This window comes from Loktanella sp. DSM 29012 (assembly GCF_900110705.1).
Taxonomy (GTDB): Bacteria; Pseudomonadota; Alphaproteobacteria; order Rhodobacterales; family Rhodobacteraceae; genus Loktanella; species Loktanella gaetbuli.
Window position 1 is genome coordinate 307,746 of sequence record NZ_FOEJ01000005.1, and the last position, 26,202, is coordinate 333,947.

27 protein-coding genes are annotated in these 26,202 nt (G+C 61.8%); 18 read left to right on the forward strand and 9 right to left on the reverse strand.

The genetic code is table 11. From position 1 onward, the window contains the following. Positions 1 to 10 precede the first annotated feature (10 nt). Positions 11 to 532 carry a hypothetical protein gene (locus tag BMX27_RS16745; RefSeq protein WP_143056826.1) on the forward strand — a complete coding sequence of 174 codons (522 nt, stop codon included), beginning with the start codon at positions 11 to 13 and terminating at the stop codon, positions 530 to 532. 11 nt (positions 533 to 543) lie between these two features. On the opposite strand, the gene BMX27_RS13305 is transcribed toward BMX27_RS16745, so the two are convergent. Then, complete coding sequence (locus BMX27_RS13305; protein WP_090160295.1) at positions 544 to 1,308, reverse strand: NAD kinase; 765 nt, start codon at positions 1,306 to 1,308, stop codon at positions 544 to 546. Positions 1,309 to 1,462: 154 nt separating this feature from the next. On the opposite strand from BMX27_RS13305, the gene glyA reads away from it, so the two are divergent. Together glyA and BMX27_RS13315 are read left to right on the forward strand one after the other, a co-directional pair. After that, positions 1,463 to 2,758: a serine hydroxymethyltransferase gene (gene glyA, locus BMX27_RS13310; RefSeq protein WP_090160296.1), complete on the forward strand. Its 1,296-nt coding sequence runs from the start codon at positions 1,463 to 1,465 to the stop codon at positions 2,756 to 2,758. Between the two features lie 141 nt (positions 2,759 to 2,899). Further along, positions 2,900 to 3,556 carry a DsbA family oxidoreductase gene (locus BMX27_RS13315; protein WP_090160297.1) on the forward strand — a complete coding sequence of 219 codons (657 nt, stop codon included), beginning with the start codon at positions 2,900 to 2,902 and terminating at the stop codon, positions 3,554 to 3,556. Here the strand turns inward: BMX27_RS13315 and BMX27_RS13320 are convergent. Beyond that, positions 3,553 to 3,927 carry a hypothetical protein gene (locus tag BMX27_RS13320; RefSeq protein WP_090160298.1) on the reverse strand — a complete coding sequence of 125 codons (375 nt, stop codon included), beginning with the start codon at positions 3,925 to 3,927 and terminating at the stop codon, positions 3,553 to 3,555. The two genes, BMX27_RS13315 and BMX27_RS13320, sit on opposite strands and share 4 nt — an antisense overlap. A gap of 79 nt (positions 3,928 to 4,006) precedes the next feature. On the opposite strand from BMX27_RS13320, the gene BMX27_RS13325 reads away from it, so the two are divergent. From BMX27_RS13325 to mprF, 5 genes are all read left to right on the forward strand, one after another. Then, the gene (locus BMX27_RS13325) at positions 4,007 to 4,759 is read left to right on the forward strand and encodes an alpha/beta fold hydrolase (protein WP_090160299.1); all 753 of its coding nucleotides are present in this window, start codon (positions 4,007 to 4,009) and stop codon (positions 4,757 to 4,759) included. Next, on the forward strand, positions 4,756 to 5,127 hold the full coding sequence (gene rbsD / locus BMX27_RS13330) for a D-ribose pyranase (RefSeq protein WP_090160300.1): 372 nt from the start codon (positions 4,756 to 4,758) through the stop codon (positions 5,125 to 5,127). Before BMX27_RS13325 ends, rbsD begins: the two co-directional genes overlap by 4 nt. A 72-nt stretch (positions 5,128 to 5,199) precedes the next feature. Beyond that, positions 5,200 to 5,346: an entericidin EcnAB gene (locus tag BMX27_RS16750; protein ID WP_143056827.1), complete on the forward strand. Its 147-nt coding sequence runs from the start codon at positions 5,200 to 5,202 to the stop codon at positions 5,344 to 5,346. A gap of 48 nt (positions 5,347 to 5,394) precedes the next feature. Next, on the forward strand, positions 5,395 to 5,748 hold the full coding sequence (locus BMX27_RS13335) for a hypothetical protein (protein WP_090160301.1): 354 nt from the start codon (positions 5,395 to 5,397) through the stop codon (positions 5,746 to 5,748). Positions 5,749 to 5,825: 77 nt separating this feature from the next. Further along, positions 5,826 to 8,414, forward strand: a complete 2,589-nt coding sequence (gene mprF, locus BMX27_RS13340) for a bifunctional lysylphosphatidylglycerol flippase/synthetase MprF (protein ID WP_090160302.1) — start codon at positions 5,826 to 5,828, stop codon at positions 8,412 to 8,414. A gap of 55 nt (positions 8,415 to 8,469) precedes the next feature. Here mprF and BMX27_RS13345 read toward each other — a convergent pair whose 3' ends face one another. The 3 genes from BMX27_RS13345 to lepA all read right to left on the reverse strand — a co-directional run bounded on the left by BMX27_RS13345 (position 8,470) and on the right by lepA (position 12,160). Next, positions 8,470 to 9,330 carry an NAD(P)-dependent oxidoreductase gene (locus tag BMX27_RS13345; protein ID WP_090160303.1) on the reverse strand — a complete coding sequence of 287 codons (861 nt, stop codon included), beginning with the start codon at positions 9,328 to 9,330 and terminating at the stop codon, positions 8,470 to 8,472. Between the two features lie 24 nt (positions 9,331 to 9,354). Beyond that, a complete protein-coding gene (locus BMX27_RS13350) occupies positions 9,355 to 10,194 on the reverse strand; it encodes a hypothetical protein (protein WP_143056828.1) in 840 nt (279 codons plus the stop codon). A gap of 166 nt (positions 10,195 to 10,360) precedes the next feature. Next, entirely contained in the window at positions 10,361 to 12,160 is a 1,800-nt protein-coding gene (gene lepA / locus BMX27_RS13355) for a translation elongation factor 4 (RefSeq protein ID WP_090160305.1), read from the reverse strand. Positions 12,161 to 12,328: 168 nt separating this feature from the next. Between lepA and BMX27_RS13360 the strand changes: the two genes are divergently transcribed. The 7 genes from BMX27_RS13360 to BMX27_RS13390 all read left to right on the forward strand — a co-directional run bounded on the left by BMX27_RS13360 (position 12,329) and on the right by BMX27_RS13390 (position 18,417). Continuing rightward, positions 12,329 to 12,595, forward strand: a complete 267-nt coding sequence (locus tag BMX27_RS13360) for a cupin domain-containing protein (protein WP_177172724.1) — start codon at positions 12,329 to 12,331, stop codon at positions 12,593 to 12,595. Between the two features lie 150 nt (positions 12,596 to 12,745). Beyond that, positions 12,746 to 13,048: an arginine transporter gene (locus BMX27_RS13365; protein ID WP_090160307.1), complete on the forward strand. Its 303-nt coding sequence runs from the start codon at positions 12,746 to 12,748 to the stop codon at positions 13,046 to 13,048. Positions 13,049 to 13,147: 99 nt separating this feature from the next. Next, positions 13,148 to 14,128, forward strand: coding sequence for a methylmalonyl Co-A mutase-associated GTPase MeaB (gene meaB / locus BMX27_RS13370; RefSeq protein WP_090160308.1), 981 nt, complete (start codon positions 13,148 to 13,150; stop codon positions 14,126 to 14,128). Further along, positions 14,125 to 14,919 (forward strand): hypothetical protein, encoded by a 795-nt coding sequence (locus tag BMX27_RS13375; RefSeq protein WP_090160309.1) that lies wholly within the window; start codon positions 14,125 to 14,127, stop codon positions 14,917 to 14,919. The genes meaB and BMX27_RS13375 overlap by 4 nt, the downstream gene beginning before the upstream one ends. Before the next feature lie 161 nt (positions 14,920 to 15,080). Next, on the forward strand, positions 15,081 to 15,362 hold the full coding sequence (rpmB, locus tag BMX27_RS13380) for a 50S ribosomal protein L28 (RefSeq protein WP_083484380.1): 282 nt from the start codon (positions 15,081 to 15,083) through the stop codon (positions 15,360 to 15,362). Positions 15,363 to 15,484: 122 nt separating this feature from the next. Beyond that, complete coding sequence (gene hrpB, locus BMX27_RS13385) at positions 15,485 to 17,905, forward strand: ATP-dependent helicase HrpB (RefSeq protein WP_090160310.1); 2,421 nt, start codon at positions 15,485 to 15,487, stop codon at positions 17,903 to 17,905. A 68-nt stretch (positions 17,906 to 17,973) separates the two neighbouring features. Then, a complete protein-coding gene (locus BMX27_RS13390) occupies positions 17,974 to 18,417 on the forward strand; it encodes an NUDIX hydrolase (protein WP_090160471.1) in 444 nt (147 codons plus the stop codon). A gap of 4 nt (positions 18,418 to 18,421) precedes the next feature. On the opposite strand, the gene argF is transcribed toward BMX27_RS13390, so the two are convergent. The 3 genes from argF to BMX27_RS13405 all read right to left on the reverse strand — a co-directional run bounded on the left by argF (position 18,422) and on the right by BMX27_RS13405 (position 21,576). Next, complete coding sequence (gene argF, locus BMX27_RS13395; protein ID WP_090160311.1) at positions 18,422 to 19,327, reverse strand: ornithine carbamoyltransferase; 906 nt, start codon at positions 19,325 to 19,327, stop codon at positions 18,422 to 18,424. Between the two features lie 61 nt (positions 19,328 to 19,388). Then, on the reverse strand, positions 19,389 to 20,573 hold the full coding sequence (locus tag BMX27_RS13400; protein WP_090160312.1) for an aspartate aminotransferase family protein: 1,185 nt from the start codon (positions 20,571 to 20,573) through the stop codon (positions 19,389 to 19,391). A 190-nt stretch (positions 20,574 to 20,763) separates the two neighbouring features. After that, positions 20,764 to 21,576, reverse strand: coding sequence for an ABC transporter permease (locus BMX27_RS13405; protein WP_256212530.1), 813 nt, complete (start codon positions 21,574 to 21,576; stop codon positions 20,764 to 20,766). A gap of 183 nt (positions 21,577 to 21,759) precedes the next feature. Between BMX27_RS13405 and BMX27_RS13410 the strand changes: the two genes are divergently transcribed. Then, entirely contained in the window at positions 21,760 to 22,374 is a 615-nt protein-coding gene (locus BMX27_RS13410; RefSeq protein WP_090160313.1) for a GcrA family cell cycle regulator, read from the forward strand. Positions 22,375 to 22,530: 156 nt separating this feature from the next. Further along, positions 22,531 to 23,307: an SDR family NAD(P)-dependent oxidoreductase gene (locus BMX27_RS13415; protein WP_090160314.1), complete on the forward strand. Its 777-nt coding sequence runs from the start codon at positions 22,531 to 22,533 to the stop codon at positions 23,305 to 23,307. On the opposite strand, the gene BMX27_RS13420 is transcribed toward BMX27_RS13415, so the two are convergent. Beyond that, on the reverse strand, positions 23,304 to 24,395 hold the full coding sequence (locus BMX27_RS13420) for an endonuclease/exonuclease/phosphatase family protein (protein WP_090160315.1): 1,092 nt from the start codon (positions 24,393 to 24,395) through the stop codon (positions 23,304 to 23,306). The genes BMX27_RS13415 and BMX27_RS13420 overlap by 4 nt on opposite strands. 133 nt (positions 24,396 to 24,528) lie before the next feature. Between BMX27_RS13420 and rimO the strand changes: the two genes are divergently transcribed. Next, positions 24,529 to 25,923, forward strand: a complete 1,395-nt coding sequence (gene rimO / locus BMX27_RS13425) for a 30S ribosomal protein S12 methylthiotransferase RimO (protein ID WP_090160316.1) — start codon at positions 24,529 to 24,531, stop codon at positions 25,921 to 25,923. Positions 25,924 to 26,202: the final 279 nt, after the last annotated feature.

Below are 26,202 nucleotides of genomic sequence, written 5' to 3' on the forward strand. Positions count from 1 at the left end.
GAGAATTAAATTGAAAGGCAAACCTACTAACGCCTCCGAGCTCCATACGCTTATCGGCAACGCGGTTTGTCGTACGTCGGCATTGGAACATGCGCTTGGCATTATTTTGTCACGAAATGAAGCAAGCCAAGATGAAAATCGTCTAGAGCGCACAATATATAAAAGATTTTCAAAAATACGTCTTGCTGATCGCATTAAAGTCTACCTCGACTCACTTGAAGTAAGAGGAGCACCTAAGGCTGAGATTAATAGAGCCAAATTAGGGTTCAAAGCAATTATATCCTGGAGAAACTCCCTTTGCCACGGCATATTCACTGAGCTTGACGATGGCCAATTTTGCTTAGAGTTTTATGATAGCAAATCTTTCGATAGACCTGATAAGATTGATCCTGAAAATCCTGATAAATTTATCCTTAGCCCAATTCGTCACAAGTTCACAAAAGAAATTTTACAGCGCCACATCCAGCATATTGAAGAAACGATAGATTGGGTTGTGAAAGCAGAGAACTACTTAACGCCTGACCATGATTGATAAAGTAACATTCAAACGAATTGTTCGCGCAACAACCGTTCCTCGAGCCCGTGGCCGGGATCGAACAGGATGCGGTGGCGGATGTCGGGTTCGGACCGGATTTCGACGCTGACCACGTTGCGGACAGATTTTCCATCAGCGTCCGCCATGACAGGCCGCTTGGTCGCGTTCAGCACGTCGAACCTGACGACCGCCTTTTGCGGCAAAAGCGCCCCGCGCCATCGGCGCGGGCGAAAGGCCGCCATGGCCGTCAGTGCCAGCACGCCTGACCCGATCGGCAGGATCGGTCCATGCGCCGAATAATTATAGGCGGTCGAACCTGCGGGCGTCGAAACCAGTGCCCCGTCGCAGACCAATTCGGACATTCTGACCTTGCCATCGACGGTGATCCGCAACTTGGCCGCCTGCGCGCCAGCGCGCAGCAGACTGACCTCGTTGATGGCAAGGGCCTCGTGCATCGACCCGTCAGCGGCCAGCGCGTTCATGACCAGGGGATTGATCACCTCTTCTTCGGCATTGTCGAGACGGGCGGGCAGATCATCCTGTGTAAACTCGTTCATCAGGAAACCGACCGTGCCGCGATTCATCCCGTAGACCGGCACGCCAAAATTCTGAGTCTCGTGCAAGGTTTGCAGCATGAAACCGTCACCCCCCAAGGCCACGATGACCTCTGCCTGATCAAGGGGAACGTTGGAGTAGCGTTTGGTCAGACTGGACAACGCGTCTTGGGCGCTGGGCGCATGGCTGGCAACAAAGGCGATGGGGCGATGCGGCATTTGAGGTCCAGGTGTCAGGCGATCTGTGCACAGGTTCACGTGTCTGACGCACAAAGGCAAGGCAGGGTGCGACGAATGGGGGCTTTAGCACAGGCCACAGATGGATTAAGACGACGGCAACCGGCCGGCCGGCCGCGAGCGAAAGGATTGTCCCATGAACGCTTCCCACCGTGATGACGGATTTTTCACCGAAACCCTTGCGACGCGCGACCCTGATCTGCACGCCGCGATGCAGGCAGAGCTCAAGCGTCAGCGCAAGGAGATCGAGCTGATCGCGTCCGAGAACATCGTCAGCGCCGCCGTCATGGAAGCGCAGGGCGGCGTGATGACCAACAAATACGCCGAAGGCTATCCCGGACGCCGCTATTACGGTGGTTGCGCTCACGTGGACGTGGCCGAGAACCTGGCGATCGAGCGGGCAAAGCAGCTGTTTGGCTGTGGTTTCGCCAATGTGCAGCCGAACTCTGGCTCTCAGGCGAACCAGGGCGTGTTTCAGGCATTGTTGCAGCCGGGCGATACCATCCTGGGGATGTCGCTGGACGCCGGTGGTCACCTGACCCATGGCGCGCGCCCGAACCAGTCCGGCAAATGGTTCAATGCGGTCCAATACGGCGTGCGCGAAGAAGACCTGTTGCTGGACTATGAAGCCGTGGCCGATCTGGCGGCGGAACATCAGCCCAAGATGATCATCGCAGGTGGGTCTGCCATTCCGCGGATCATCGATTTCGAAAAGATGCGCGCGATTGCCGACAGCGTCGGGGCCTATCTGCTGGTCGACATGGCGCATTTCGCCGGTCTGGTTGCAGCTGGCCTGTATCCGTCGCCGTTCCCCCATGCGCATGCGGCGACCACCACCACGCACAAGACCCTGCGCGGTCCGCGCGGCGGTATGATCCTGACCGACGACGAGTCGCTTGCCAAGAAATTCAACTCGGCCATTTTCCCCGGTATCCAGGGTGGTCCGTTGATGCATGTGATCGCCGGCAAGGCTGTCGCCTTTGGCGAGGCGCTGCGCCCCGGGTTCAAGGACTATCAGGCGCAGGTCATCAAGAACGCGCAGGCCCTGTCTGACGAGCTGATCAAATGCGGTCTGGATATCGTCACGGGCGGCACCGACACGCATCTGATGCTCGTCGACCTGCGCCCCAAGGGCGTCAAGGGCAACGCCACCGAAGAGGCATTGGGCCGCGCCCACATCACCTGCAACAAGAACGGTATCCCGTTTGACGCGGAAAAGCCCACGATCACGTCTGGCATCCGTCTGGGCACGCCAGCCGGCACCACCCGCGGATTCACCGAAGAGGAATTCCGTCAGGTCGGTCGCTGGATCGGCCGGGTCGTGGACGGTCTGGCCGCCAACGGCGAGGACGGCAACAGTGAAGTCGAGGCGCAGGTTGCAGCCGAGGTCGAAGCACTGTGCGACAAGTTCCCGATCTACCCGAACCTGTGACGTTAAGAGATATGACAAAAGGCCGTCGCATCAGCGGCGGCCTTTTGTTTTGGGCGGGTTGCAAGGCGTGCTTTGCTCCGGCTTGACCTCTGCTGTGCTGCGCCCCACGTGAGGGACAACCAGAATACGAAAGGTGCTGCCATGACCGACCAGACTGCCCCACTGCGGATTGATATCGTCTCTGACGTGATGTGCCCGTGGTGCATCGTCGGCTATCGCCAGTTGAAACAGGCGCTGGATGCGACCGGCACGGCCTATGATCTGCAATGGCATCCGTTCGAACTGAACCCCGATATGCCCGCCGAAGGTCAGAACATGACCGAACATATCATGGAAAAATACGGGTCCACCGCCGTACAAAGCGCCGAAAACCGTGCGCGACTGACCCAGCTGGGGCATGATCTGGGCTTTGCGTTTTCATTCGACGACGACACGCGGATGCACAATACGTTCAACACGCATCAACTGATCCACTGGGCACAGACGCTGGACCGTGGGCACGACATGAAACAGGCCTTGTTCGTCGCGCATTTCACCGACGGGCGTGACCTGTCAGACACCGCCGTGCTGGCGACCATTGCCGGTGAAATCGGTCTGGATGAAACCGAGGCAGCAGCGGTGCTGGACGATCAGCGTTATGCGCAGGCCGTGCGGTCTGAGGAACGTTTCTGGGTACAGCAGGGCATCAGCGGCGTGCCTGCCGTCATCTTTGACCGTCAGCATCTGGTCACCGGCGCACAGGGCACCGAAACCTATACCAGCATCCTCAATCAGCTCGCCGCAGGGGTGCCTGCCTAAACCCGTCCCGTGGCCCACAGCCACCAGACAAACCCGATGAACAAGACGATGGCCAGCGCGCTCCATTTGGCGAGTTTGCGCAGGATCATCGTCTTGCGCTGCTCCCACGGGTCGATCTGTTTGAGTGCCGTTATCGCAAGCCGCGCACATTGGACCACACGGGCGGTGTCAATCTGACGCGACAATTTGGGATGGGTCGCCAGCAACTGCGCCTGCGCGACTGCCGCGATGTCGCGCTTCAGGTGCGTTGGCAGGCGACGGCGGCCCAGCTTGGACATCTGCGCCTCGACCGTGCGCCCTTTCAGGCCCAGACGCGCCTCGATCAGGCGGCTGACATCTTGGATGTGGCGAAGGGTCTGGGCATCAGGCATAAAGGGGCGTGTAAACCTGCGGCGCGCCTGTCTCAAGCGGTCAGATCGCGGCCCTGCGCGCCTGTCACGAGGAGGCCACATGCTCAATACCGTCGTCACCGGCACCGCCACGGACAAACCCGCGTTGCTGATCGCGCACGGGTTGTTCGGATCGGCCCGCAACTGGGGTGTGATCGCCAAACGGCTGGCCGACACGCGGCGGGTCATCGCGGTAGACATGCGCAACCACGGAGACAGTTTTCACAGCGATACGCACCGCTATCCCGAGATGGCCGAGGATCTGGCAGAGGTCATTGCCGCGCAAGACGGTCCCGCTGACGTCATGGGACATTCGATGGGCGGCAAGGCCGCGATGATGCTGGCACTGACACAGCCCGCATTGGTGCGCCGCCTGATCGTCGCTGATATCGCACCCGTCGCCTATGCCCATGACCAATTCGGCCCGCTGGATGCAATGCGCGGCGTCGATCTGTCTAACGTGACCACGCGCAAGGACGCGGCCGACCAGATGGACATCGACCCCGCCGTGATCCCGTTTCTGCTGCAAAGCCTGAACCTGCGCGACAAGCGCTGGGACCTGAACCTGGATACGCTGGCCGCCGACATGGGGCATATCACTGGCTGGCCAGAGGTAGACGCCCAATTCGACGGACCGGTGCTGATGCTGCGGGGGGCCAATTCGGATTACGTCACCGCGGACCACGCCACGATTATCGCGGCATTGTTTCCGCGGGCGCACACGCAGACCATCGCGGATGCAGGCCACTGGCTGCACGCCGAACAACCCCGCGCGGTGGAAACCGCCGTGCGCGACTTTTTGGATCAGCCATGAAGAAAACGGGAATCCTCAACGCGGAACTGTCACGCGCCATCGCACAGATGGGACATGGCGATTGTCTGGTCGTAGCCGACGCGGGCCTGCCGCTGCCGGCACATCTGCCGGTGATCGATCTGGCCGTCGTGGCGGGTCTGCCCCGTTTTGCGGACGTGCTGGCCGCAATCCTGACCGAACTGGAAGTCGAGCGCTGCCTGATGGCAACCGAGGCCAGCCCCGCATTGCAGGATTTGGCCCCCTGCCCGCCTGCCTGTGTGCCGCATACGGATTTCAAGCGTGCCACGCAGTCGGCCCGCGTACTGGTGCGCACCGGCGAAACCACGCCCTATGCCAATATCGCCCTGTATTCGGGGGTCACGTTTTGACTCTGCGTTGCCGGGCAATCCGTTCGTTTTAGTTTAACAATACAATCGAATCATGTCTGACCGGAGAAAACCATGACACGTCCACTGCCTCTTATCCTTGCTCTCGCCACCTTTGCGGCCTTGTCCGCCTGCAACACCATCGCTGGTGTTGGTCAGGATCTGAGCGTGACGGGTGCAACCATCACGCAGGAAACCCGGCAGGTGCAGTCCAACCTGTAACGGCCGCATACGGCCTTCGCCCTTGTCTGACCTTACGAAAGAATCCGCATGTCCCTGACCCGTAGCTTCGTTGTTGCCATCATTGCCGGCATTATCGGCACCGTCGTCAATGCCATTGCCGTCAACATCATTTCCGGTGCTGACGTGATGCCGCTGATCATCTCGTTCGGACGCAACGCCGTTGCCGTCGTGGTGGCGCTGCTGCTGATCCCGCTGTTCCACCGGATCGGCGGCACGGTGGCATTTGTCGCAGGATTGGTTCTGCTGACGGTGCTGCCGTCGGTTCTGGCGGTCTATGTCTTTGCGGCACAGGCCCCCTGGTCGATCATCCTTGGCGTCAATCTGGTCTATGCGCTGACGGCTACCATTATCTTTGCCGCCTGCTACCGCAGCAAACGCTGATCGGTCGCAATGACCTCTGACGGGCCTGCGCCAATGCGGCGCGGGCCCGTTTTCCTGACCAAAAGGCCAAACATGTGATGTCAGACGCCCCATCAGACCAAGGTCGGTTGTCCGCCATCCTGTCGCATCCGCTGTTGCGGATGGCCATTCCCCTGACGATCATGCTGATCGCGCTTGCCGTCTTGCGCGACCTGAGCCGCGAAATCGCGCCGGCCGAACTGATCGCCGCTGTCCGCAGCTATCCCTGGACTGCCATCGCGCTGTCGACCTGCGCGATGGTGGCCAGCTATGTCGCGCTTGCGCTTTATGATCCCGTGATCCTGCGGGGCATGAAAACGCCCGATATGCCGGGCTGGGTGCCGGTTCTGACAGGGGTCAGTTCCATGGCGATTTCCAACCTGCTGGGGTTTTCCTGGCTGACGGGTGGCGCAATCCGATACCGGATCTACGCGGCATTCGGGGTGGATATCGCGGCGGTCGCGCGATTGATCGCGACCAGCTGGATCGCCTTTGCATTGGGCCTGCTGACGCTGCTGGGCCTGATGTTCACATTCCATCCCACGGGCATGAGCCAGGTCATCGTTCTGCCGCGCCTGCCCGAAACCATTCTGGGTATCCTGATCCTGACCGGTGTGGTCGGACTGTATATCTGGACCTGGCCGGGTGGACGCGAATTGCGGATCGGGCGGCTGTCGACACCGCTGCCAAAAACCACGCGCGGCTTGACCCTGATGGTCATTGCGCTGGTCGATCTGGTCGCCACGGCACTGACGTTGTATTTCCTGATGCCCGCTGATCTGGCTGGCAATTTTGTCTATTTCTTCATCATTTTCATCGGCGCACTGGGGCTGGGTTTCGTCAGCAATGCGCCGGGCGGTCTGGGCGTGTTCGAGGCCACGATCATCGCAGCACTCGGTGGCACCGGCAGGCCCGACCTGCTGGCCGCCCTGTTGGTGTATCGCCTGATTTACACACTGCTGCCATTTACGATTGCGGCCTTGGGTCTTGCGTTGGCCTGGACGCTGGCCAACCGCACCATGGCGGGGGCGGCTGCACAGACACTGCGCCGGGCCATGCGCCCCATCGTGCCGGTGCTGATGGCCGCTGTCGCGCTGCTGTCAGGTGCTGCGCTGCTGCTGTCGGGCGACCTGCCCACCACGGCCAAACGGATGGAGGTTCTTCAGGACATACTGCCGCTTGCGCTGATCGAGACATCGCACCTGCTGTCATCCGTCGCGGGCGTCATGCTGCTGATCGTCGCACGGGGACTGTACCGCAGGATGCGACGGGCATGGCTGATCGCGATGGCACTGCTGTCGGCCGGTCTGGTCGCGTCACTGCTGCGCGGGATCGAATACGAGGCGATGATCGCCCTGACCCTGGCCATCGTCGTGCTGTGGTCATTCCGAGACGCGTTCTATCGGGTTGGGCTGGGGTCTGCGCTGCACCTGAATGCGCGCTGGGTGATCACGGTGGTCCTGTTGTTTGCGGGGATCACGTGGATCGGGTTCTTTGCCTACCGAAATGTCGCCTATTCCCAAGATCTGTGGTGGCAGTTCGCCTGGGGCGGTGATGCGCCGCGATTCCTGCGGGCAACCGTAGTGGTCGCGGTGGTGCTGGCGGCGGTGTCGCTGAACGCGTTGATCAGCCGCGCGGGCACCCGCCTGCCGCCGCAGCCCATCCCAGATACTGTCAGGCACCTCGTGGCGCAAAGCAGCCAGACCGACAGCGCCATGGCGTTGACCGGCGACAAGCGGTTCCTGATCGCACCGCAGGGCGAGGCCGCGATCGCCTATGCCGACACTGGACGCAGCCTGATCGCCAAGGGCGACCCCATCGGCGATCGCACGGCAGGCGACGCGTTGATCTGGGACCTGCGCGACATGGCCGACCGGATGGGCCGGACCTGCGCGTTCTATGCCGTGCAGACCGACTATCTGACGGCCTACCTCGACATGGGGTTGCAGGTGGTCAAGATCGGGGAAATCGCACGGGTTCCCCTGGCGGAGTTCACCCTTGATGGCCCCAAACGCAAGGACTGGCGCCATGCCAAGAGCCGTGCCGCGCGCGACGGCTATGTGTTCGATGTCATTCCGGCAGCGCAGGTCAACGGGCATATCGCGGCGTTGCGAATTGTGTCGGATGCCTGGCTGGCGCTGAAAGGGGGCGCGGAAAAGAACTTTGCCCTGGGGGCGTTTGATCCGGATTTCCTGTGCCATTTCGATATTGCGGTGCTGCGACATGCCGAGACAGGGCGGATCGCGTCATTCGCCAACCTGTTGCAGGCCGCGGACGGCAGCGAGCTGGGGATCGACCTGATGCGCTATGATCCCGCGACGACGCCCGCCGCGATGGACGGGCTGTTCGCCGATATGATGCTGTGGGGACGCGACCGGGAATTCGACTGGTTCTCATTGGGGGCAGCACCGCTGGCCGGGTTGGAAAACCGGGCCCACGCCCCCGTCTGGAACCGTGTCGGCGGGTTCATCTATACCCACGGTGCGCGGTTCTATCACTTTGAGGGACTGCGGTCTTTCAAGCAGAAATTCGACCCGGTGTGGGAGCCGAATTACCTCGCCTCGCCCGGGCAGCTACAGGCGGCGCGGGTGCTGTACGAGGTGTCGCTGCTGATTTCCGGGGGGTTGCGCGGGTTGCGGCGCAGGTAGGGGGCGCTGCCCCCCGCTGCGCCTCCCCCGGAGTATTTTCGGCAAGATGATGCGGTCAGTCGCGCAGACGTTTGAGCAAGGACGAGGTGTCCCAGCGGCCACCGCCCATTCTCTGGACGTCCTTGTAGAACTGATCGACCAATGCCGTGACAGGCAGGCTGGCACCGATGGCGTTGGCGTTTTCCAGCACGATGCCCAGATCCTTGCGCATCCAGTCCACGGCGAACCCGTGGTCGTATTGGTCGGCGAGCATGGTTTTATAGCGGTTTTGCATCTGCCAGGACCCGGCGGCACCCTGGCTGATGACCTCGACCACGGCCTCGCCGTCGAGGCCTGCCTTTTGCGCGAAATGCAGCGCCTCTGACAGACCCTGGACGAGGCCCGCGATGGCGATCTGGTTGCACATCTTGGTGGTCTGGCCCGCGCCGCTGTCGCCGATGCGACGGCAGAGCTTGGCGTAGATGTTCATGACGGGTTCGGCGCGGTCGTAGGCGTCCTGGTCGCCGCCGCACATGATGGAGAGCTGGCCGTTTTCGGCCCCCGCCTGCCCGCCGCTGATGGGCGCGTCGACAAAGTGCAGGCCGCGTGCCCGTGCCGCATCATAAAGTTCGCGGGTGACCGCCGCGCTGACCGTAGTGTGGTCAACGAACAGCGCGCCGTCCTTCATCCCGTGGAACGCGCCGCCCGCGCCCGTGGTGACGCCGCGCAGGTCGTCGTCGTTGCCCACGCAGGCAAAGACGATATCCGCCCCCTGTGCCGCCTGTTCGGGGGTGCTGGCCATGGCGCCGCCGTGTTCCGCGACCCAGGCCTCGGCCTTGGAGGCGGTGCGGTTGTAGACGGTGACGTCGTGGTGCTTGGCGAGGTGGCCCGCCATGGGGTAGCCCATGACGCCGAGGCCGAGGAAGGTGAGGTTCATGGTTGAGTCCTTCGAATTAGATGTTCACTTGGCGAGAAACGCCAACAAAACCGCAAGAAAGCCCTGTAAGAGAGGAAGTGCTACAAAAACAAAACCCACCGAAACCAATGCAGATGAGGCTAATCTTGCAGAACGCCTAGAGATATTTTGCAACTCCAACTGCCTGAATGCCAAAAGACTTGTGATTTGCTTCTTTGGACCACTTGAAAATGCAATCGACACATTACTTATCGTTTCGGTATTACTATCCGGCAGCGTGGGATCGGTAACCACATAAGTGCCTTCGCCGGGATTTTCACGCACCGAGTTTTCGTAAGATATTGAACCAAGGTCTGAAAATTTTCCAGAGGAGAGAGCCTCCTTTACATTTTTTCCTGCAGGAAGCAGTACTTTCAGTAAAAACTCTATCTTCTTGAACTCTTCACTTAGCTGGTGGATCTGCGTTTTCTGATAGTCTATCAAAAAATCTTTTGCCCGCTCCCGTATAACTTCAGCAGTCACTCCACTGTTGATTGCAGCTGTAGCCGTTCCGTATTGCCTAAGAAACTGTGGGCATCTTAATATGTAAAGCAAACGGGCCAAGAAAAACGCTATTGCAGCAAAGTAAAGCAGGAAGAAATTATAAGGCACTTCCAAGGTGATGATGAGCGGCGATTGTGATCCGAAGGGAAACAAAGACAACTCTACCGGAAATTTTTCAGTTATGACCATTAGTGCAGGTAGAAGGAAAACCCAGATATTAGTTGATGCGATAATTCTATTATCTAATATTGCCTTCAATGCCTCCCAGTCAAAAGCTGGAAAGTAACTGTGCTTTAAGGTGCTTACTACCTTAGCCTCTGATCCATCCTCACGCATTGTCAAGTTGATACCCGAATTGCACCCTCTTAGAAAGCTTAACATGATACAGAAATTAGACTGAGTATCTAATGGAGCGTCGCACCAAGAACAGCAACCGGGTGCCGGCTGCGATTGGCTGCGCCATTCGCTTTCCCGCACTGCCTGCATCCGCGCCGAAAATGGTTAGCTTTCAGCTGTCCATTTTCAGTGCGCTGATGAAGGCTTCCTGCGGAATATCGACCTTCCCGAACTGCCGCATCTTCTTCTTACCGGCCTTTTGCTTATCCAGCAGCTTGCGCTTGCGCGAGGCGTCTCCGCCGTAGCATTTGGCCGTCACGTCCTTGCGCAGGGCGGACAGGGTCTCTCTCGCGATGACCTTGCCGCCGATGGCCGCCTGGATCGGGATTTTGAACATGTGACGGGGGATCAGGTCCTTGAGCTTTTCGACCATCGCGCGGCCCCGCATTTCGGCGCGGTCGCGGTGGACCATCATGGACAGGGCGTCCACGGGTTCGTCGTTCACCAGCACAGACATCTTGACCAGGCTGTCCTCTTGATACCCCGTCATGGCATAGTCGAATGACGCATAGCCCTTGGTCACGGATTTCAGGCGGTCGTAGAAGTCGAACACCACCTCGTTCAGCGGCAGGTCATAGACGACCATCGCGCGGCTGCCCGCATAGGTCAGGTCCAGCTGCACGCCGCGGCGGTCCTGGCACAGTTTCAGAACGTCGCCGAGGTATTCGTCGGGCACCAGGATCGTCGCCTTGATCCGCGGCTCTTCGACATGGTCGACGTGGGTCAGGTCGGGCATGTCGGCGGGGTTGTGCAGGTCCTGCTGCGTGCCGTCCTTCATGTAGACGTGATAGACGACCGAGGGGGCGGTGGTGATCAGGTCGATATTATACTCACGCTCGATCCGGTCGCGAATGACCTCGAGGTGCAAGAGCCCGAGGAAGCCGCAGCGGAAACCAAAGCCGAGGGCGGCAGAGGTTTCCATCTCGAAGCTGAAGCTCGCATCGTTCAGCGCCAGTTTGTCGATCGCGTTACGCAGGTCCTCGAATTCAGAGGAATCCACCGGGAACAGACCACAGAACACCACGGGTTGCGCGGGTTTAAAGCCGGGCAGCGGTTTGTCGGTGCCCTTGCGTTCGTTGGTGATCGTGTCGCCGACGCGGGTGTCGCGCACCTCTTTGATCTGGGCGGTGAAAAAGCCGATTTCGCCGGGGCCCAACTCGTCGACGGGCAGCATGCCGGGTTTGAACACGCCCAGACGGTCGATTAGGTGGACGGTGTCGTTCTGCATGAACCGCACCCGGTCCTTGACCTTGATCGTGCCGTCGATGACGCGGATCAGCACCACGACGCCCAGGTAGGCGTCGTACCAGCTGTCCACCAGCATGGCCTTGAGCGGGGCCGCGCGGTCGCCCTTGGGGGCGGGCAGCCTGTGCACGATCGCCTCGAGCGTTTCCTTGATGCCGACGCCGGTTTTGGCGCTGACGCGGATCGCCTCGCTTGCGTCGATGCCGATCACGTCCTCGATCTGTTCGGCCACGCGGTCGCATTCGGACGCGGGCAGGTCGATCTTGTTCAGGACGGGGACGATCTCGTGGTCGGCCTCGATGGCGTGATAGACATTGGCGAGGGTTTGCGCCTCGACCCCTTGGGTGCTGTCGACGACCAGCAACGATCCTTCGACGGCGCGCATGGACCGGGACACCTCGTAGGCGAAATCGACGTGACCGGGGGTGTCGATCAGGTTCAGCACATAGGTTTCGCCGTTGTCGGCGGTATAGTCGATCCGCACGGTCTGTGCCTTGATGGTGATGCCGCGCTCACGCTCGATATCCATGCTGTCCAGCATCTGTGCCTTCATGTCGCGGTCGGCAACGGTGCCGGTGGACTGGATCAACCGGTCGGCCAGGGTCGATTTTCCGTGGTCGATATGCGCCACGATCGAGAAATTGCGGATATGCGAGAGTTCGGTCATGTCGGGCCCCGGAGGTCTGAATTAGCGTCTGTCAATGGCGCGGACGCCGCGATTTTGCAAGGGGCCAAAGGGCCGCAGTCCCTTGGCCCGATGCGTGGCATCGGGGCTGGTCAGGACCGGCAGCAGCGCTAGTCTTGGAACCCCGGAAACCAGTGCAGGATGCATTCCATGACCGAAGACGACTACCGCGACATCGCCCGATCCCAAGACTATGGCCCACCCCAAGAGGTCAGTATCGCACCCGATACCCGGCGCGAGACGCATACCCACGATCAAACCTCCTTCGTCTACGTGATCAGTGGCCGTTTCATCCTGAATACAGCCGAAGGGTCGCCCGCCTACGATCCCGGTGACATCGTCATTCTGCCCGCCAACATTCCCCATGCCGAAGAGGCCGGACCAGAAGGTGCGACTATCCTCGTCGCGCGCAAATAGGCCCGGCGCTTCACGCGATTGCGATCTGGCAGCGTGACCCGCATCCGCATCCAGCATTGCAAGACGGCAAGGCCGCTGGCATAGTTGGCTCACGGCAGTAAGGCGATGACACCGGAAAACCGGGCACGCCACACAAGAACAGGCAGTCTCATGCGGTTTCTCTTTCTGGGCATGGCCCTCATCGTTTTGAATTCATGTGGCGCTGGTGTGCGCGGCGAGCTGGGCAAGGCCTGCATGGCATCAGGCCGATCAGCCGCCAATCCGGCCCTGTGTTCCTGCGTTCAGCGCACGGCGAACCTGAATTTGTCGGGGCGCGACCAGAAACTGGCCGCCACCTTCTTTGAGGATCCACAGCGCGCGCAGGACACCCGCCAGTCCGACAATGCCGGTGACGAGGCGTTCTGGCTCCGCTACCGGGCCTTTACCGATACCGCACAACGTCAGTGCCGCTAGGCAAGGCGCTGGCGGTTCGGGCTTCTTCTGGCTAGAAATATCCCGGAGGTTCGGAGGCAGCGCCTCCGATCGGCGCAGCCGACCCCGACAGGAGAAGCAATGACCGACATTCCCGCCATGGCTCAGGCGTTGCGTGCAGGCGACAGACGCGCGCTGGCCCGTGCGATCACCCTGATCGAAAGCGGCAAGCCCGACCACCGCGATCAGGCCCTGGCGCTGCTGGATGCGGTCGGGTCCGACCGTCAGGCCCTGCGCATCGGGTTATCGGGCACACCGGGCGTGGGAAAATCCACATTCATCGAAAGTTTCGGCCTGATGCTGACGGCGCAGGATTTGCGGGTCGCGGTTCTCGCGGTCGATCCATCCTCGGCCAGGTCGGGCGGATCGATCCTGGGGGACAAGACGCGAATGGATCACCTCAGCCGCGACCCGCGCGCATTCATCCGGCCATCGCCCAGCCAGACCCATCTGGGTGGCGTGGCGCGCCGCACGCGCGAGGCAATCCGCCTGTGCGAGGCAGCTGGTTTCGACATCGTGCTGGTCGAAACAGTGGGTGTCGGCCAATCCGAAACCGTGGTCGCGCAGATGACGGACCTGTTCGTCCTGCTGCTGGCCCCGGCAGGCGGCGATGAATTGCAGGGCGTAAAACGCGGCATCATGGAAATCGCCGACCTGGTATTGGTCAACAAGGCCGACGGCGATCTGCGCGCGCAGGCAAGCCGCACCTGTGCCGACTATGCAGGCGCGCTGCGGCTGATGCGCAAACGTGCGGGCGACGCCGACGGCTTTCCAAAGGCGCTGACCGTCTCGGCCCTGGATCAGTCGGGTCTGACACAAGCCTGGGACGAGATGCAGGCCCTGTCGGACTGGCGCCGCGCGACCGGGCATTGGGACACGACGCGCGCCGCTCAGGCCCGGCACTGGTTCCAGCAGGAATTACGCTCAGAAATGATGGCGCTGCTGACCCATGACGCAGAACTGCGCGACCGACTGACCAGGCTTGAAAACGATGTGGCCGCCGGTCGGCTGACCCCCGCGGCCGCGGCCCGTGCCGCCCTCGCCCCGCTGGATCGCCGGTGACTGTCACCCGCCTGTTCAGCGGAACGCATCTGCGCGCAGACCTGATGCAGACAGGTGCTGCCGATCTGATCGTGACGTTCGATTGGCGCGTGATCGGGCGTCGCGGGTTCACGGACATGACGCCAAACCAGCGGTTTCTGGATGCAGGATACGATCAGCTGATGATCGCCACCTCCGCGAACGACTGGTTCATCAATCGTGACACGACAGCATTGGAGCGCGCGCTGGACGGTGTCTCCGCGCAATACGATGCCGTTTTGGGCATCGGGTTTTCGATGGGCGGTTATGGTGCTGTCAGGTTCAGCCGCACCTTGGGTATTCAAAGGATCGTGGCCGTGTCGCCTCAGGTTTCGATCAGCCATGCCCATGCACCATTCGAATGGCGCTACCGCGAAGAGGCGGCCGGTTTCGATCCGGCACTGGGTGACCTGACGCAACGCGCCGATCCTGATCTGACCGGACATCTGCTGCTTGATCCATTGAACGGGGCCGATCTGGCCCATGGACGTGCGCTACAGGTGCATTGCCCGGGCCTGCGTCTTGTGCGTCTGACGGGGGCTGGGCATCCGGCCTCGGGCCTGCTGCGCGCAGTCAAGCGCGCCGGACGCATTCCGGGGTTGCTGCTTGACCCCGAGGATGGTCTGCGTCCCTTGCTGCAGGATCACCGCACCGCCCGTCGTGGCCAGCCAGACTACTGGGCCCGGCTGGCCGCAGCACTGGATGTGCGCCGACCCGCGCTTGCTGCAAAAGCCCGCGCAAAGGCCGCTGATCTGGCGTCACAGATGCGCTGAGGGGTTGACGGCATAACCGATTCACCGTAGGCGCTGCGAACTGAATTTATGCCCTCATGCCGTTGGGGGTTGTTGTCCATCCGGCCACCCAGCGTGGCCCCCATGTCAGGCCAGTCGCGCCCAGCCGCCGACAGGACCGAAGAAGAAGAAGGAACACGCCCATGTCGCGCCGTTGCGATCTGACCGGAAAAGGCCCGATGTCGGGCAACAACGTCTCTCATGCGAACAACCGCACCCGTCGTCGGTTCCTGCCGAACCTGCAGGACGTCACGCTGATGTCCGACACGCTGGGCCGTTCGTTCAAATTCCGCGTGTCCAGCGCTGCACTGCGCACGGTCGACCACCGCGGTGGTCTGGACGCCTTCATGGCCAAAGCCAAGGAAGCCGAGCTGTCCCCCGAGGCGCTGAAAGTCAAAAAAGAGATCGCAAAAGCAACGGCATAAGCCTTGCTGCGACCGATGAAGACTGAAACCCGGCTGCCGTGCAGTCGGGTTTTTCCGTCTGCGGTGCCAGATTTTTCGCGAAAGATCATGGGCCGTCCGCATTTTCGCGAAAATGCGGGGCGATGATGATGCTCCCTATTGATGATGTGCTGGATGACGTGACCGCCGCACTTTGTGCAACCGGCCGCGTTGTCCTGCAAGCGCCGCCCGGTGCCGGCAAGACGACCCGCGTGCCGCTGGCGGTTCTGGAATCGGGATCAACCAACGGCATGATCGTCATGTTGGAACCCCGTAGGCTGGCCGTGCGGGCGGCGGCCGAACGCTTGGCCGCGCAGCTGGGAGAGCAGGTCGGCCAGCGTGTCGGCTACCGCATGCGCGGCGAATCCAAGGTCGGGAACGGATGCCGCATCCTTGTGGTGACCGAAGGTATCCTGACCCGCATGGTGCAGGATGATCCCGAATTGCCCGGCGTGGGTTGCGTGATCTTTGACGAATTCCACGAACGCTCGTTGCAGGCGGATCTGGGGCTGGCCCTTGTCTGGGAGGTCAAGGGCGCGCTGCGGCCGGACCTGGGACTGATCGTGATGTCCGCCACGCTGGACGCGGCACCCGTTGCGGCAATGCTGGACGACGCACCCGTTGTCACGGCACAGGGCCGAACCTACCCGGTGGATATCAAATATCTGGACCGGTCACTGGGGCCCCGCGTGCGACTGCCGCAGGCGGTTGCGGACCTGATCGCACAGGTCGTGCCGCAAACCACGGGCGGGGTGCTGGTGTTTCTGCCCGGTGCCGGTGAGATACGGCAGGTCGCCAGCGCGTTGGCGGGCCACCTGCCTGCGGATTGTGACGTCAGGCCGCTGTACGGTGCACTGCCCTTTGCGCAACAACGCGCGGCCATCGCACCTGTGTCGTCGGGGCGCAAGATCGTGTTGTCCACATCCATCTCCGAGACGTCACTGACAATCGAGGACATCCGCGTCGTGGTGGATGCAGGCCGCGCGCGCCGCGCACGATTTGATCCCGGATCGGGCATGTCGCGTCTGGTCACGGAACGGGCCTCGCGGGCCGAGGCGGATCAGCGTGCCGGCCGCGCCGGGCGGGTCGCGGCAGGCACGGCCTATCGTTTGTGGACACAAGGCGAACACGGCGCCCTGCCCGCCTTTGCCCCACCCGAAATCGCGGCCGCTGACTTGACCGGGCTGGCGCTGGATCTCGCACTTTGGGGCACTGACGACCTGGCCTTTCTCACTCCGCCACCAGAGGTTGCGCTGACCGAGGCGCGTATGCTCTTGCGTGATCTGGGTGCGTTGGACGGGCAGGACAGGATCACGCCGCACGGACGGGTGCTGGCCGCCCTGCCCGTGCATCCGCGACTGGGCCATATGTTGACCCTCGCGGGGGCGCAGGCCGCCCCTTTGGCCGCACTGCTGGAAGCGCGCGACCCGCTGCGCGGCGCTGGCTGCGACCTGGCGCTGCGACTGACTGCCTTGGGCGGTGGTACGGTCCCGGCTGCCGCCGACCGCGGTGCACTTGCCCAGATCAAGGCCGAGGCAAAACGTCTGGCGCAGGGCATACCGCAGAGGCCAGCCCTGACGCTGGGCCAGATGGCAGCGCTGGCCTATCCCGACCGGATCGCGTTGCGCAGGCCCGGCGACGACCCGCGCTATCTGCTGTCGGGTGGCAAGGGGGCCATGATGGAGCCGGGCGACCCGATGGCCGGACAGCGCCTGCTGGTCGTCACCGATACCGATGGCAACCCGCGCGAGGCGCGGATCTGGCAGGCCGCCAGCATCGACGAGGCTGCGCTGCGGGCTGTGCTGGGCAATCGTATTGAGTGGCGCAATACCTGTGTCTGGTCGCGTCGCGACGGGCGCGTTCTGGCACGCCGTCAGGAATGTCTGGGGGCCATTGTGCTGGATGACAGGCGCTGGGATGATGCCCCGCCCGAGACGATCGCCGCCGCGATGCTGGACGGGGTGCGCCAGTTGGGCCTGCGCCCCAGTCGGGCAGCGCAACGATTTCGCGCCCGTGTGGCGCTGGTCCGTGATGACGGGATCGATCTGCCGGATCTGTCCGACGACGCGTTGATGGCGACGCTGGATGATTGGCTGTTGCCGCATCTGGGGACCGTGCGGTCAACGCAGGATTGGGCTGATTTCGATCTGCTGGACCCGCTGCGTGCCATGCTGGACTGGACCCAGATGCAGGCCCTGGACAGGGCCGCGCCGCCAGCATTCACCACGCCGTTGGGACGGCGCATTCCCATCGACTACGATAGCACGGTTCCGGAAATCACCCTGCGCATTCAGGAAATGTTCGGTCAGACAACACATCCAACCGTTGGCAAGACACCGCTGCGCGTCACATTGCTGTCGCCCGGACATAAACCCGTACAGACCACGCAGGACTTGCCCGGGTTCTGGGAAACCTCCTATGCGGACGTGCGACGTGACATGCGCGGGCGCTATCCGCGCCATCCCTGGCCAGAAGATCCCAGAGAGGCGGATCCCACGTTGCGCGCAAAGCCGCGCAAGCGTTAGTTGCTATTTTACGCCAAACCACTACGTTAGACGTCAATAATGTAGAAAAATGACCGAGATTGAGCGCAGTGACCGCTGAAACGAAATTTTCTGATCCGACTGCGATTGCGCCCGACACCGTAACGCAGGTTGCGGCCCTGTGTCATCGCAAGGGTGAGAAAGGACGTGAAGTGCTCTTGGTCACGTCGTCACGCGGGCGCTGGATCCTGCCGAAGGGCTGGCCGATCGATGGACTGACCGACGCCGAGGCCGCCATGCAGGAAGCCTGGGAAGAAGCCGGCGTACGGAAAGGATCCGTCACCAGCAAGCCCGTGGCCAAGTTCGTGGGCGCAAAGCGGTTCAGCGATGGCCGCCAGGTCCCCGCCAAGATCAAGGTCTATGCCATTCGCGTGCGCGAAACAGCCCGCAAATACCCCGAACACAAGCGCCGCGACAGACGCTGGGTCAGCCTGTCAAAGGCCGCCAAGCTTCTATCGGACAAGGGATTTCGCAAGGCGCTCAAGGCACTTTGACGCGTCAGCCTTGCAGGCAGTACCGCATGATTGCCTTTTGGGCATGCAGGCGATTTTCAGCCTCGTCGAAAATCACGGAATGCGGGCCATCCATCACGCTGCTGGTCACCTCGTCGTCGCGGTGGGCAGGCAGGCAATGCATGAACAACGCGTCGGGATTGGCCTGCGCCATGAGCGCATCATTGACCTGATAGCCACGCAACTGGTTGTGGCGGCGTTCGCGCGCCGAGGCAGGATCGTGCATGCTGACCCAGGTATCGGTCACCACCAGATCCGCCCCCTGCACCGCGCGCGCTGGGTCGCGTTCGATAGTATACAACCCGCTGAGTGCCGGTTCGGGATCCAGCGGAGCAGGACCGGTGAAGACCAACTCGAAATCGAATTGCTTGGCGGCATGGGCAAAGCTGGCAAAGACATTGTTGCCGTCGCCGGACCAGACGACCTTGCGGCCCTTGATCGGGCCGCGGTGTTCCTCGAACGTCATGATGTCGGCCATGATCTGGCAGGGGTGCGTGCGGTTGGTCAGCCCGTTGATCACCGGCACGGTGGCATATTCCGCCATTTCCAGCAGCGTCGCCTCCTCGAATGTGCGGATCATGATGAGATCGACGTAGCGCGAGAGCACCCGCGCCGTGTCGGCGATCGTCTCGCCGTGGCCCAACTGCATGTCGGCCCCCGACAGAACCATGGTCTGCCCACCCATCTGCCGCACGCCCACGTCGAAACTGACGCGGGTCCGGGTGGAGGGTTTTTCAAAGATCAGCGCGACAATGTGATCCTGCAACGGCTGTTCCGCGTCGGGGCGTCCCTTGGGATGACCGTTGCGGGCCTGTTTCATCCGCATGGCGTCGTCGATGATGACCCGCAGATCAGCAGCAGGTGTCACGTGAAGGTCGAGAAAATGGGTCATTGTCGTGTCCTTGGCGGGCGGAGGCCGGGGGTTTCACACCCCCGGACCCCCGTGGAGTATTTCAGGCAAGATGATGCGCGACAGTCGCGGCGGCGGCGTCCAACCGGTCGATGGCCTGTGCGATTTCGTCGTCGGTGATCGTCAGTGGTGGCAGCAGGCGGATGACGTTGTCGGCGGCGGGCACGGTCAGGATGTCCTGCGCATAGCCTGCCTGAACGATGTCGGTGTTCGCGGCCTTGCATTTGAGGCCCAACATGAGGCCCGCACCACGCACGCCCTCGAACACGTCGGGGTGGCTGGCGACAAGGCCCTCGAGCTTTTGACGCAGCAGGCCTGCCTTGCGGTTGACCTCGGCCAGAAAGGCAGGGTCCGCGATGATGTCCATGACGGCGTTGCCGACGGCGCAGCCCAGCGGGTTGCCGCCGTAGGTCGATCCATGGGTGCCTGCGGTCATGCCGGAGGCGGCCCGCTCGGTCGCCAGCACGGCCCCGAGGGGGAAACCGCCGCCGATGCCCTTGGCCACCATCATGATGTCCGGGGTGATGCCGGACCATTCATGGGCAAACAGCTTGCCTGTGCGGCCCACACCGCATTGCACTTCGTCAAAAATCAACAGCAGGCCGTGTGCATCGGCCAGATCGCGCAACCCCTTGAGGCATTGGTCAGGCACGGGACGGATCCCGCCTTCGCCTTGAACGGGTTCGACCAGGATGGCGCAGACGGTAGGCGACGCGGCCGCCGCAGTCAGCGCGTCATGGTCACCGAAGTCCAGGTGCACGAAACCGGGCAACAACGGGCCGAAGCCCTTGGTCATCTTGTCCGAGCCGGCCGCGGCGATACCGGCAGAGGACCGGCCATGAAAGCTGCCCGAAAAGGTGATGATATCGGTCCGGTCGGGCTGGCCCGCGTCGTAAAAGTGTTTGCGCGCCATTTTCACGGCGAGTTCGCAGGATTCGGTGCCGGAATTGGTGAAAAACGCCGTGTCGGCAAACGTATGCGCGACAAGCTTGTCGGCCAGCGCCTGTTGCGCCGGGATCTGGTACAGGTTCGAGGTATGCCACAGCGCCTGCGCCTGATCGGTCAGTGCAGCGACCAACGCGGGATGTGCATGCCCCAAGGCGTTGACCGCAATACCGGCACCCAGGTCCAGAAATCGGCGCCCGTCGTCCGCGATCAGCCAGGTGCCCTCGCCCTTTTGAAAGGCAAAAGGTGCGCGGTTATAGGTCGGCAGGACGGATGGGATCATGGGATCATTCCTATGGGACGCGTCAAAGCCCGTTTGATGCCGAAGCAGCGCAGGCAGGTCAACGATTTTTCAGGGGGTTAGGACAGACGAGCAGCAGCGGACGCAGGTCAGCGTCGGCGTCGGATCAAGACTGATGTGCGCATTGTCATGCGGGGCGTTTAAACGGCGCGTGACGCAGGGGCAAGCCCTATCAGGCCTTGAGCCGGTATCCACGGTCGAGCCAGCGCCAGACCAGCCCCAGAACGGCCACGTTGGCCACCAGCACGATTACCAGACCCAACCAGGGCGAGCTGTCGGAGACGCCGATCATCCCGTAGCGCACCCCGTCGATGATGTAGAAAAACGGGTTGGCATGGGATGCAGCCTGAAGCGGGCTTGGCAATGCCTCGATACTGTAGAACGTGCCTGACAAGAACGACAGCGGGGTGACGAGGAAGTTGGAAATGGCGGACAGCTGGTCGAACTTGTTGGCGAAAATACCGGCGATCATGCCCAGACCGCCCATGAATAACGACCCCAGGGTCACGAATGTCAGCACCCAGAGCACGTTTTGCACCGCCACGCCAAGAAAGATCCACGACCCCAGCGCAATGACGAAGGCCACGATCAATCCGCGCGCCAAGGCGCCCGCCAGATAGCCGATCAACAACTCCAGCGCGGACAGCGGCGGCATGAGCGTATCAACGATATTGCCACCCACCTTTGCGCTGGCGAGGCTGGAAGAAGTATTGGCGAATGCGTTCTGAATCACCGTCATGATCAGGATTCCGGGTGCCAGGAACGTCATGAACGGCACGCCCATCACGTCGCCGCGCTGTGGCCCGATGGCGATGGTAAAGATCATCAGCAACAGGCCCGCGTTGATCAGCGGTGCCATAACCGTCTGTGACCAGACATTCATGAAACGGCGCACCTCGCGCCCTGCGAGGGTCAGCGTCCCTTGGGTATTCCAGCGGCCGAAGCGGCGCACACCCATCTGGGTCGGTGGGGTCGATGGGGTCATGGCGGTCTCCTTTGCGTCGGGGACAGACATAGCGAGTTGGGCTGAATTGGCCAGTGTCCGCATTTGACGGGTCGGCGTGGTTGTATCCGCCGCTGGCATGCTTAGAATAGGGACAACCTGAAAAAGAGCGCAGGCACGGTCACGCGACCGTGCCTGCCGCATGCAGTGAAGCAAGGAAAGCCGATGTCCTGGACAGACGAACGTGTCGAGACGCTGAAACGGATGTGGGGCGAAGGCCAGTCGGCCAGCGTGATCGCCAAGGAATTGGGCGCCGTGACCCGCAACGCCGTGATCGGCAAGGTCCACCGTCTGGGCCTGTCAAACCGCGCGGGGTCGGCTGCTGCCGCACCCGCCGAAACCGAAGCCGCACCGGCACCCGTTGCCGAAACAGCGCCGGCGGAGGAAAAACCCGAGATGATGACCAAATCGGCTGCTCCGCCCCCCAAGACGAAAAAGACTGCCGAGGAAGAAGAGGTCGAGGAACTGGACGAAAACGGTATCCCGATTTCCGCCGCCCGCCGCGCGATCATTCCCGCAGGCCAGCCGCTGCCGCCGCAGCCCAGCGCAAACGAGATTTCGCCCGAAGCTTTGGCCAAGGTGAATGAAGTTGAAAAAACAGCGCGCAAGATCGGCCTGATGGATCTGACCGAAAAGACGTGCAAATGGCCGGTTGGGGACCCTGCGACACAGGATTTCTGGTTCTGCGGGCTGCCATCGCAAGCTGGCAAACCCTATTGCGAGGCCCATGTCGGCGTTGCGTTCCAGCCCATGTCATCGCGCCGCGACCGCCGTCGCTAAGCCAAGTGGAAAAGCAATCGAGGGCCGTGCCGGAGAGATCCTGCGCGGCCCTTTTTCATTTTGCGCGCACTTGAGGTCGGCGGAGCCTAGGTTTTTCCGCAGTGCAGCATATATCTGCCATGCCCGCGACAGCCAACAGACGCGAAAGGACAGCACATGCCGAACCTTGCACTGATCACCGGAGCCTCTTCGGGTATCGGGATGGAATTTGCCCGGTATCACGCCAGCAAGGGTGGCGATCTGATCATCACGGCCCGCAGCGCGGACAAGCTGGCGGCCCTGAAGGCCGAGCTGGAACAGGCCCATGCGGTCAGCGTGCAGGTGATCCCGGTTGATCTGGGTGCGGACGGTGGCGCGCAGGCGCTGCTGTCGCAGGTTGGTGACGCCCAGGTAGAGGTGCTGATCAACAACGCAGGCTTTGGCGGGCATGGCGCACATATCGAACGTGATCTGGCAGCAGAGCACGCGATGATCGACCTCAACGTCAAGGCGCTGATGACCCTGAGCCATGCCATCGGGGCCGATATGGCCGCACGCGGCAAAGGGCGCATCCTGAACGTCGGGTCCACCGCAGGCATGATCCCCGGTCCGCTACAGGCGGTCTATTTCGCGACAAAGGCATTCGTGCGCAGCTATTCGCTGGCGCTGGCCGAAGAACTGCGCCGCAAGGGCGTCACGGTGACCGTTCTGGCCCCGGGCTATGTCGAAACCGGGTTTGCCGATGCCGCCGATCTGGGCGGCACCGGTCTGGTCAGCGGCGGCGGGGCCAGCGCCGCAGAGGTCGCAAAATTCGGCTACGACGCAATGGTTGCCGGCAAGTTGCACGTTATCAACGAACCCAAGCTGTCGTTTGCGCTGAACTGGGTCCTGCCCCTGCTGCCATTGCGTGCGGTCATGGCGAACGTCCGCAAGATGCAGGAAAAGCGCGCCTAGTCCTCGTCTTCCCAATTGCTGCCGATCGCTTCGCGGTCGGACCTGCGTTCCCTGTCGACCATCTCCTCGACCTCGTTCAACTCTTCGGATGTCGCGTCTTCGGGGCGGCTTTCGGCGGCTTCCTGCGGTGTCAACAGCAGCTTGAAATACATCGGATAGTGGTCGGAGTTGATATCCGGCAACCGTTTCATGTCGATCAGTCGAAATCGTGCGTCATGAAACAGGTGGTCCAGCGGCCAACGCATCAGCGGCATGCGTGCCGAAAACGTATTGTAGAACCCGCGCCCCACGCGCGGGTCCAGCAGGCCGGACACGTTCTGAAACCGTTTGGTCGTGATCGACCAGGCCACGTCGTTCATATCGCCGGTCACGATGGCTGGCAGGGGATCGTCGCTGACCTCGATCCCGATGGCTCCCAGCTCTGCGTCGCGCCCTTCGGTCGACTGATATGGCACCGGCGGTTCGGGATGCGTGACATAGAGGCGGAACGCCTGCCCTGACGGCAGCGTGATGCGCGCGCGCAGTGACGGCACCTCGTCCACAACGAGGTTGCGAAATGCCGCTTCTTCCAGCGCATATTTGCTGAAAATGGCCATGCCGTACCCGTTGTCATAGGGTTGCGACATGACGTGCGGGTATCTGTCGGCCAATGGGGACAGACCTTCGATCCAGTCTGCGTCGGTTTCCAGCGCTGTCACGATATCCGGCTCGTGCGTGCGCACCAGCTGTATCAGCCGGTCGTAGTCACGGTTCGATTTTTTCACGTTCGCGGCGATCAGGCTGATGGTGTGCCCCGGTTCGATCGCCTCATGAACGGCCGGTCGCGTTGATTGGGTGTGCCAGATCGGCAGATAGCGCCCAATGTAGAACCCTTGGTTCAGTCCGCACAGCACAAGCGCCGCAATCATCCACAATGCCCCCTCTGGCTGCAACCAGATGGCGAGGGGGATCAGAACAAGCAGCAGCAGCAGCACCTGCTGGCGCGGAAAATCGGCCGACCGGACGAACCCGTGCGAAATCCGCAGCAATGGCACGATGGTCATCACGATGACGAACCCGGTCAGGCCCCACAGCAGTATCGAAATCATGTTTCAGCCTTTTCATTGCGCCATTCTGACGCACCAACGCATCTCGCGGCGGTTTGGCTCCGTCCAGTGGGAAAAACCATTGCCGGCATCACGCCCCCTTTTCGCACTGGCCCGACAAGCGTATAGCCGCGCCATGACACAAAACCCGCCAGAGCTCCGCCCCGACCTCGCACGCGCCCGCTTGACAGAAACCCGCCGCCCCGGCCAGCCCGTGATCGGGATGGTGTCGCTGGGCTGTCCCAAGGCGCTGGTCGACAGTGAACGCATCCTGACGCGTCTGCGCGCCGAAGGCTACGCCATTTCGTCGGATTATGCGGGGGCCGAGGCGGTGATCGTGAACACCTGCGGGTTCCTCGACAGTGCCAAGGCCGAAAGCCTGGAGGCCATCGGCGAGGCATTGGTCGAAAACGGGCGGGTCATCGTGACGGGCTGTCTGGGGGCAGAGCCGGATTATATCCGCGAACATCACCCCAGCATCCTGGCCGTGACGGGGCCGCATCAATACGAACAGGTGCTGGATGCGGTCCATACCGCCGTGCCGCCCTCGCCCGATCCGTTCGTGGACCTGTTGCCCGCACGCGGCGTGTCGCTGACGCCACGGCATTACAGCTATCTCAAGATTTCCGAGGGCTGCAATCACAAGTGCAAGTTCTGCATCATCCCCGACATGCGCGGCAAACTGGCGTCACGTCCGGCCCACGCCGTGCTGCGCGAGGCTGAAAAACTGGTGGAAGCCGGGGTGAAGGAGCTGTTGGTCATCTCACAGGACACCAGCGCCTACGGGTTGGACCGCAAATACGACCTCAACCCGTGGAAGGGTGGCGAGGTGCGCAGCCACATCACCGATCTGGCGCGGGAACTGGGGACGCTGGGGGCGTGGGTGCGGCTGCACTACGTCTATCCCTATCCGCATGTGCGCGACATGATCCCGCTGATGGCCGATCCTGCGTCCGGCGTGCTGCCCTATCTGGATATCCCGTTCCAGCATTCCCACCCCGACGTGCTGCGCCGCATGGCCCGTCCCGCCGCCGGATCCAAGACGCTGGAGGAAATCGCCGCCTGGCGCGCGATCTGCCCTGACATCACCCTGCGCTCGACCTTTATCGTGGGGTATCCGGGCGAAACCGAGGCTGAATTCCAGCATCTGCTGGATTGGATGGACGAGGCACAACTGGACCGCGTGGGCTGTTTTCAATACGAAAACGTCGCCGGGGCGCGGTCAAACGCCCTGCCCGACCATGTTGCGCCCGAGGTCAAGCAGGACCGCTGGGATCGGTTTATGGCAAAAGCACAGGCCATATCCGAGGCGAAACTACAGGCCAAGGTTGGAAAAGTGCTGGAGGTCATCGTCGACGACATCGACAGCGACGGCATCGCCACCTGCCGCACTTGGGCCGATGCACCAGAGATCGACGGTAACCTTTTCATCGACGAAGGCACCGCAGGGTTGTCGGTCGGTGATGTGGTCAAGGTCACCGTGGATGAGGCGGGAGAGTATGATTTGTGGGGGGCCATTCCGGCCCGATAGAACATTCACCCAAGAGCGAAAAGCCACAAACCAGGCGGACCTGACACGGCTGCTGGCAACTTAGTTGCCGCCTTCTTCATCAAAGGTCGCCGGCGTACTTGCCCCGGCTGAAGTGAGTGGATCTCAACATGTGGCACCGGCATGACCCAGGGTCGTGACGATGCTTCGACGTCCCTTCCGGCAAGGCCGGGCAGCGCCCGGACCTCCCCCAATGGGAGGGCGCTTCGCACCAGCCCCGAGGTCCGGGCGTTGCCCTCGTGTTCGTATCAAGGGTGAGGT

What these genes read in the sequence shown, in the direction of transcription:
- BMX27_RS13305 (WP_090160295.1), bottom strand. Translation starts at nt 1,308, where the DNA reads ATGCCGCATCGCCCCATCGCCTTTGTTGCCAGCCATGCGCCCAGCGCC.
- glyA (WP_090160296.1), top strand. Translation starts at nt 1,463, where the DNA reads ATGAACGCTTCCCACCGTGATGACGGATTTTTCACCGAAACCCTTGCG.
- BMX27_RS13315 (WP_090160297.1), top strand. Translation starts at nt 2,900, where the DNA reads ATGACCGACCAGACTGCCCCACTGCGGATTGATATCGTCTCTGACGTG.
- BMX27_RS13320 (WP_090160298.1), bottom strand. Translation starts at nt 3,927, where the DNA reads ATGCCTGATGCCCAGACCCTTCGCCACATCCAAGATGTCAGCCGCCTG.
- BMX27_RS13325 (WP_090160299.1), top strand. Translation starts at nt 4,007, where the DNA reads ATGCTCAATACCGTCGTCACCGGCACCGCCACGGACAAACCCGCGTTG.
- rbsD (WP_090160300.1), top strand. Translation starts at nt 4,756, where the DNA reads ATGAAGAAAACGGGAATCCTCAACGCGGAACTGTCACGCGCCATCGCA.
- BMX27_RS16750 (WP_143056827.1), top strand. Translation starts at nt 5,200, where the DNA reads ATGACACGTCCACTGCCTCTTATCCTTGCTCTCGCCACCTTTGCGGCC.
- BMX27_RS13335 (WP_090160301.1), top strand. Translation starts at nt 5,395, where the DNA reads ATGTCCCTGACCCGTAGCTTCGTTGTTGCCATCATTGCCGGCATTATC.
- mprF (WP_090160302.1), top strand. Translation starts at nt 5,826, where the DNA reads ATGTCAGACGCCCCATCAGACCAAGGTCGGTTGTCCGCCATCCTGTCG.
- BMX27_RS13345 (WP_090160303.1), bottom strand. Translation starts at nt 9,330, where the DNA reads ATGAACCTCACCTTCCTCGGCCTCGGCGTCATGGGCTACCCCATGGCG.
- lepA (WP_090160305.1), bottom strand. Translation starts at nt 12,160, where the DNA reads ATGACCGAACTCTCGCATATCCGCAATTTCTCGATCGTGGCGCATATC.
- BMX27_RS13360 (WP_177172724.1), top strand. Translation starts at nt 12,329, where the DNA reads ATGACCGAAGACGACTACCGCGACATCGCCCGATCCCAAGACTATGGC.
- BMX27_RS13365 (WP_090160307.1), top strand. Translation starts at nt 12,746, where the DNA reads ATGCGGTTTCTCTTTCTGGGCATGGCCCTCATCGTTTTGAATTCATGT.
- meaB (WP_090160308.1), top strand. Translation starts at nt 13,148, where the DNA reads ATGACCGACATTCCCGCCATGGCTCAGGCGTTGCGTGCAGGCGACAGA.
- rpmB (WP_083484380.1), top strand. Translation starts at nt 15,081, where the DNA reads ATGTCGCGCCGTTGCGATCTGACCGGAAAAGGCCCGATGTCGGGCAAC.
- hrpB (WP_090160310.1), top strand. Translation starts at nt 15,485, where the DNA reads ATGATGATGCTCCCTATTGATGATGTGCTGGATGACGTGACCGCCGCA.
- argF (WP_090160311.1), bottom strand. Translation starts at nt 19,327, where the DNA reads ATGACCCATTTTCTCGACCTTCACGTGACACCTGCTGCTGATCTGCGG.
- BMX27_RS13400 (WP_090160312.1), bottom strand. Translation starts at nt 20,573, where the DNA reads ATGATCCCATCCGTCCTGCCGACCTATAACCGCGCACCTTTTGCCTTT.
- BMX27_RS13405 (WP_256212530.1), bottom strand. Translation starts at nt 21,576, where the DNA reads ATGACCCCATCGACCCCACCGACCCAGATGGGTGTGCGCCGCTTCGGC.
- BMX27_RS13410 (WP_090160313.1), top strand. Translation starts at nt 21,760, where the DNA reads ATGTCCTGGACAGACGAACGTGTCGAGACGCTGAAACGGATGTGGGGC.
- BMX27_RS13415 (WP_090160314.1), top strand. Translation starts at nt 22,531, where the DNA reads ATGCCGAACCTTGCACTGATCACCGGAGCCTCTTCGGGTATCGGGATG.
- BMX27_RS13420 (WP_090160315.1), bottom strand. Translation starts at nt 24,395, where the DNA reads ATGATTTCGATACTGCTGTGGGGCCTGACCGGGTTCGTCATCGTGATG.
- rimO (WP_090160316.1), top strand. Translation starts at nt 24,529, where the DNA reads ATGACACAAAACCCGCCAGAGCTCCGCCCCGACCTCGCACGCGCCCGC.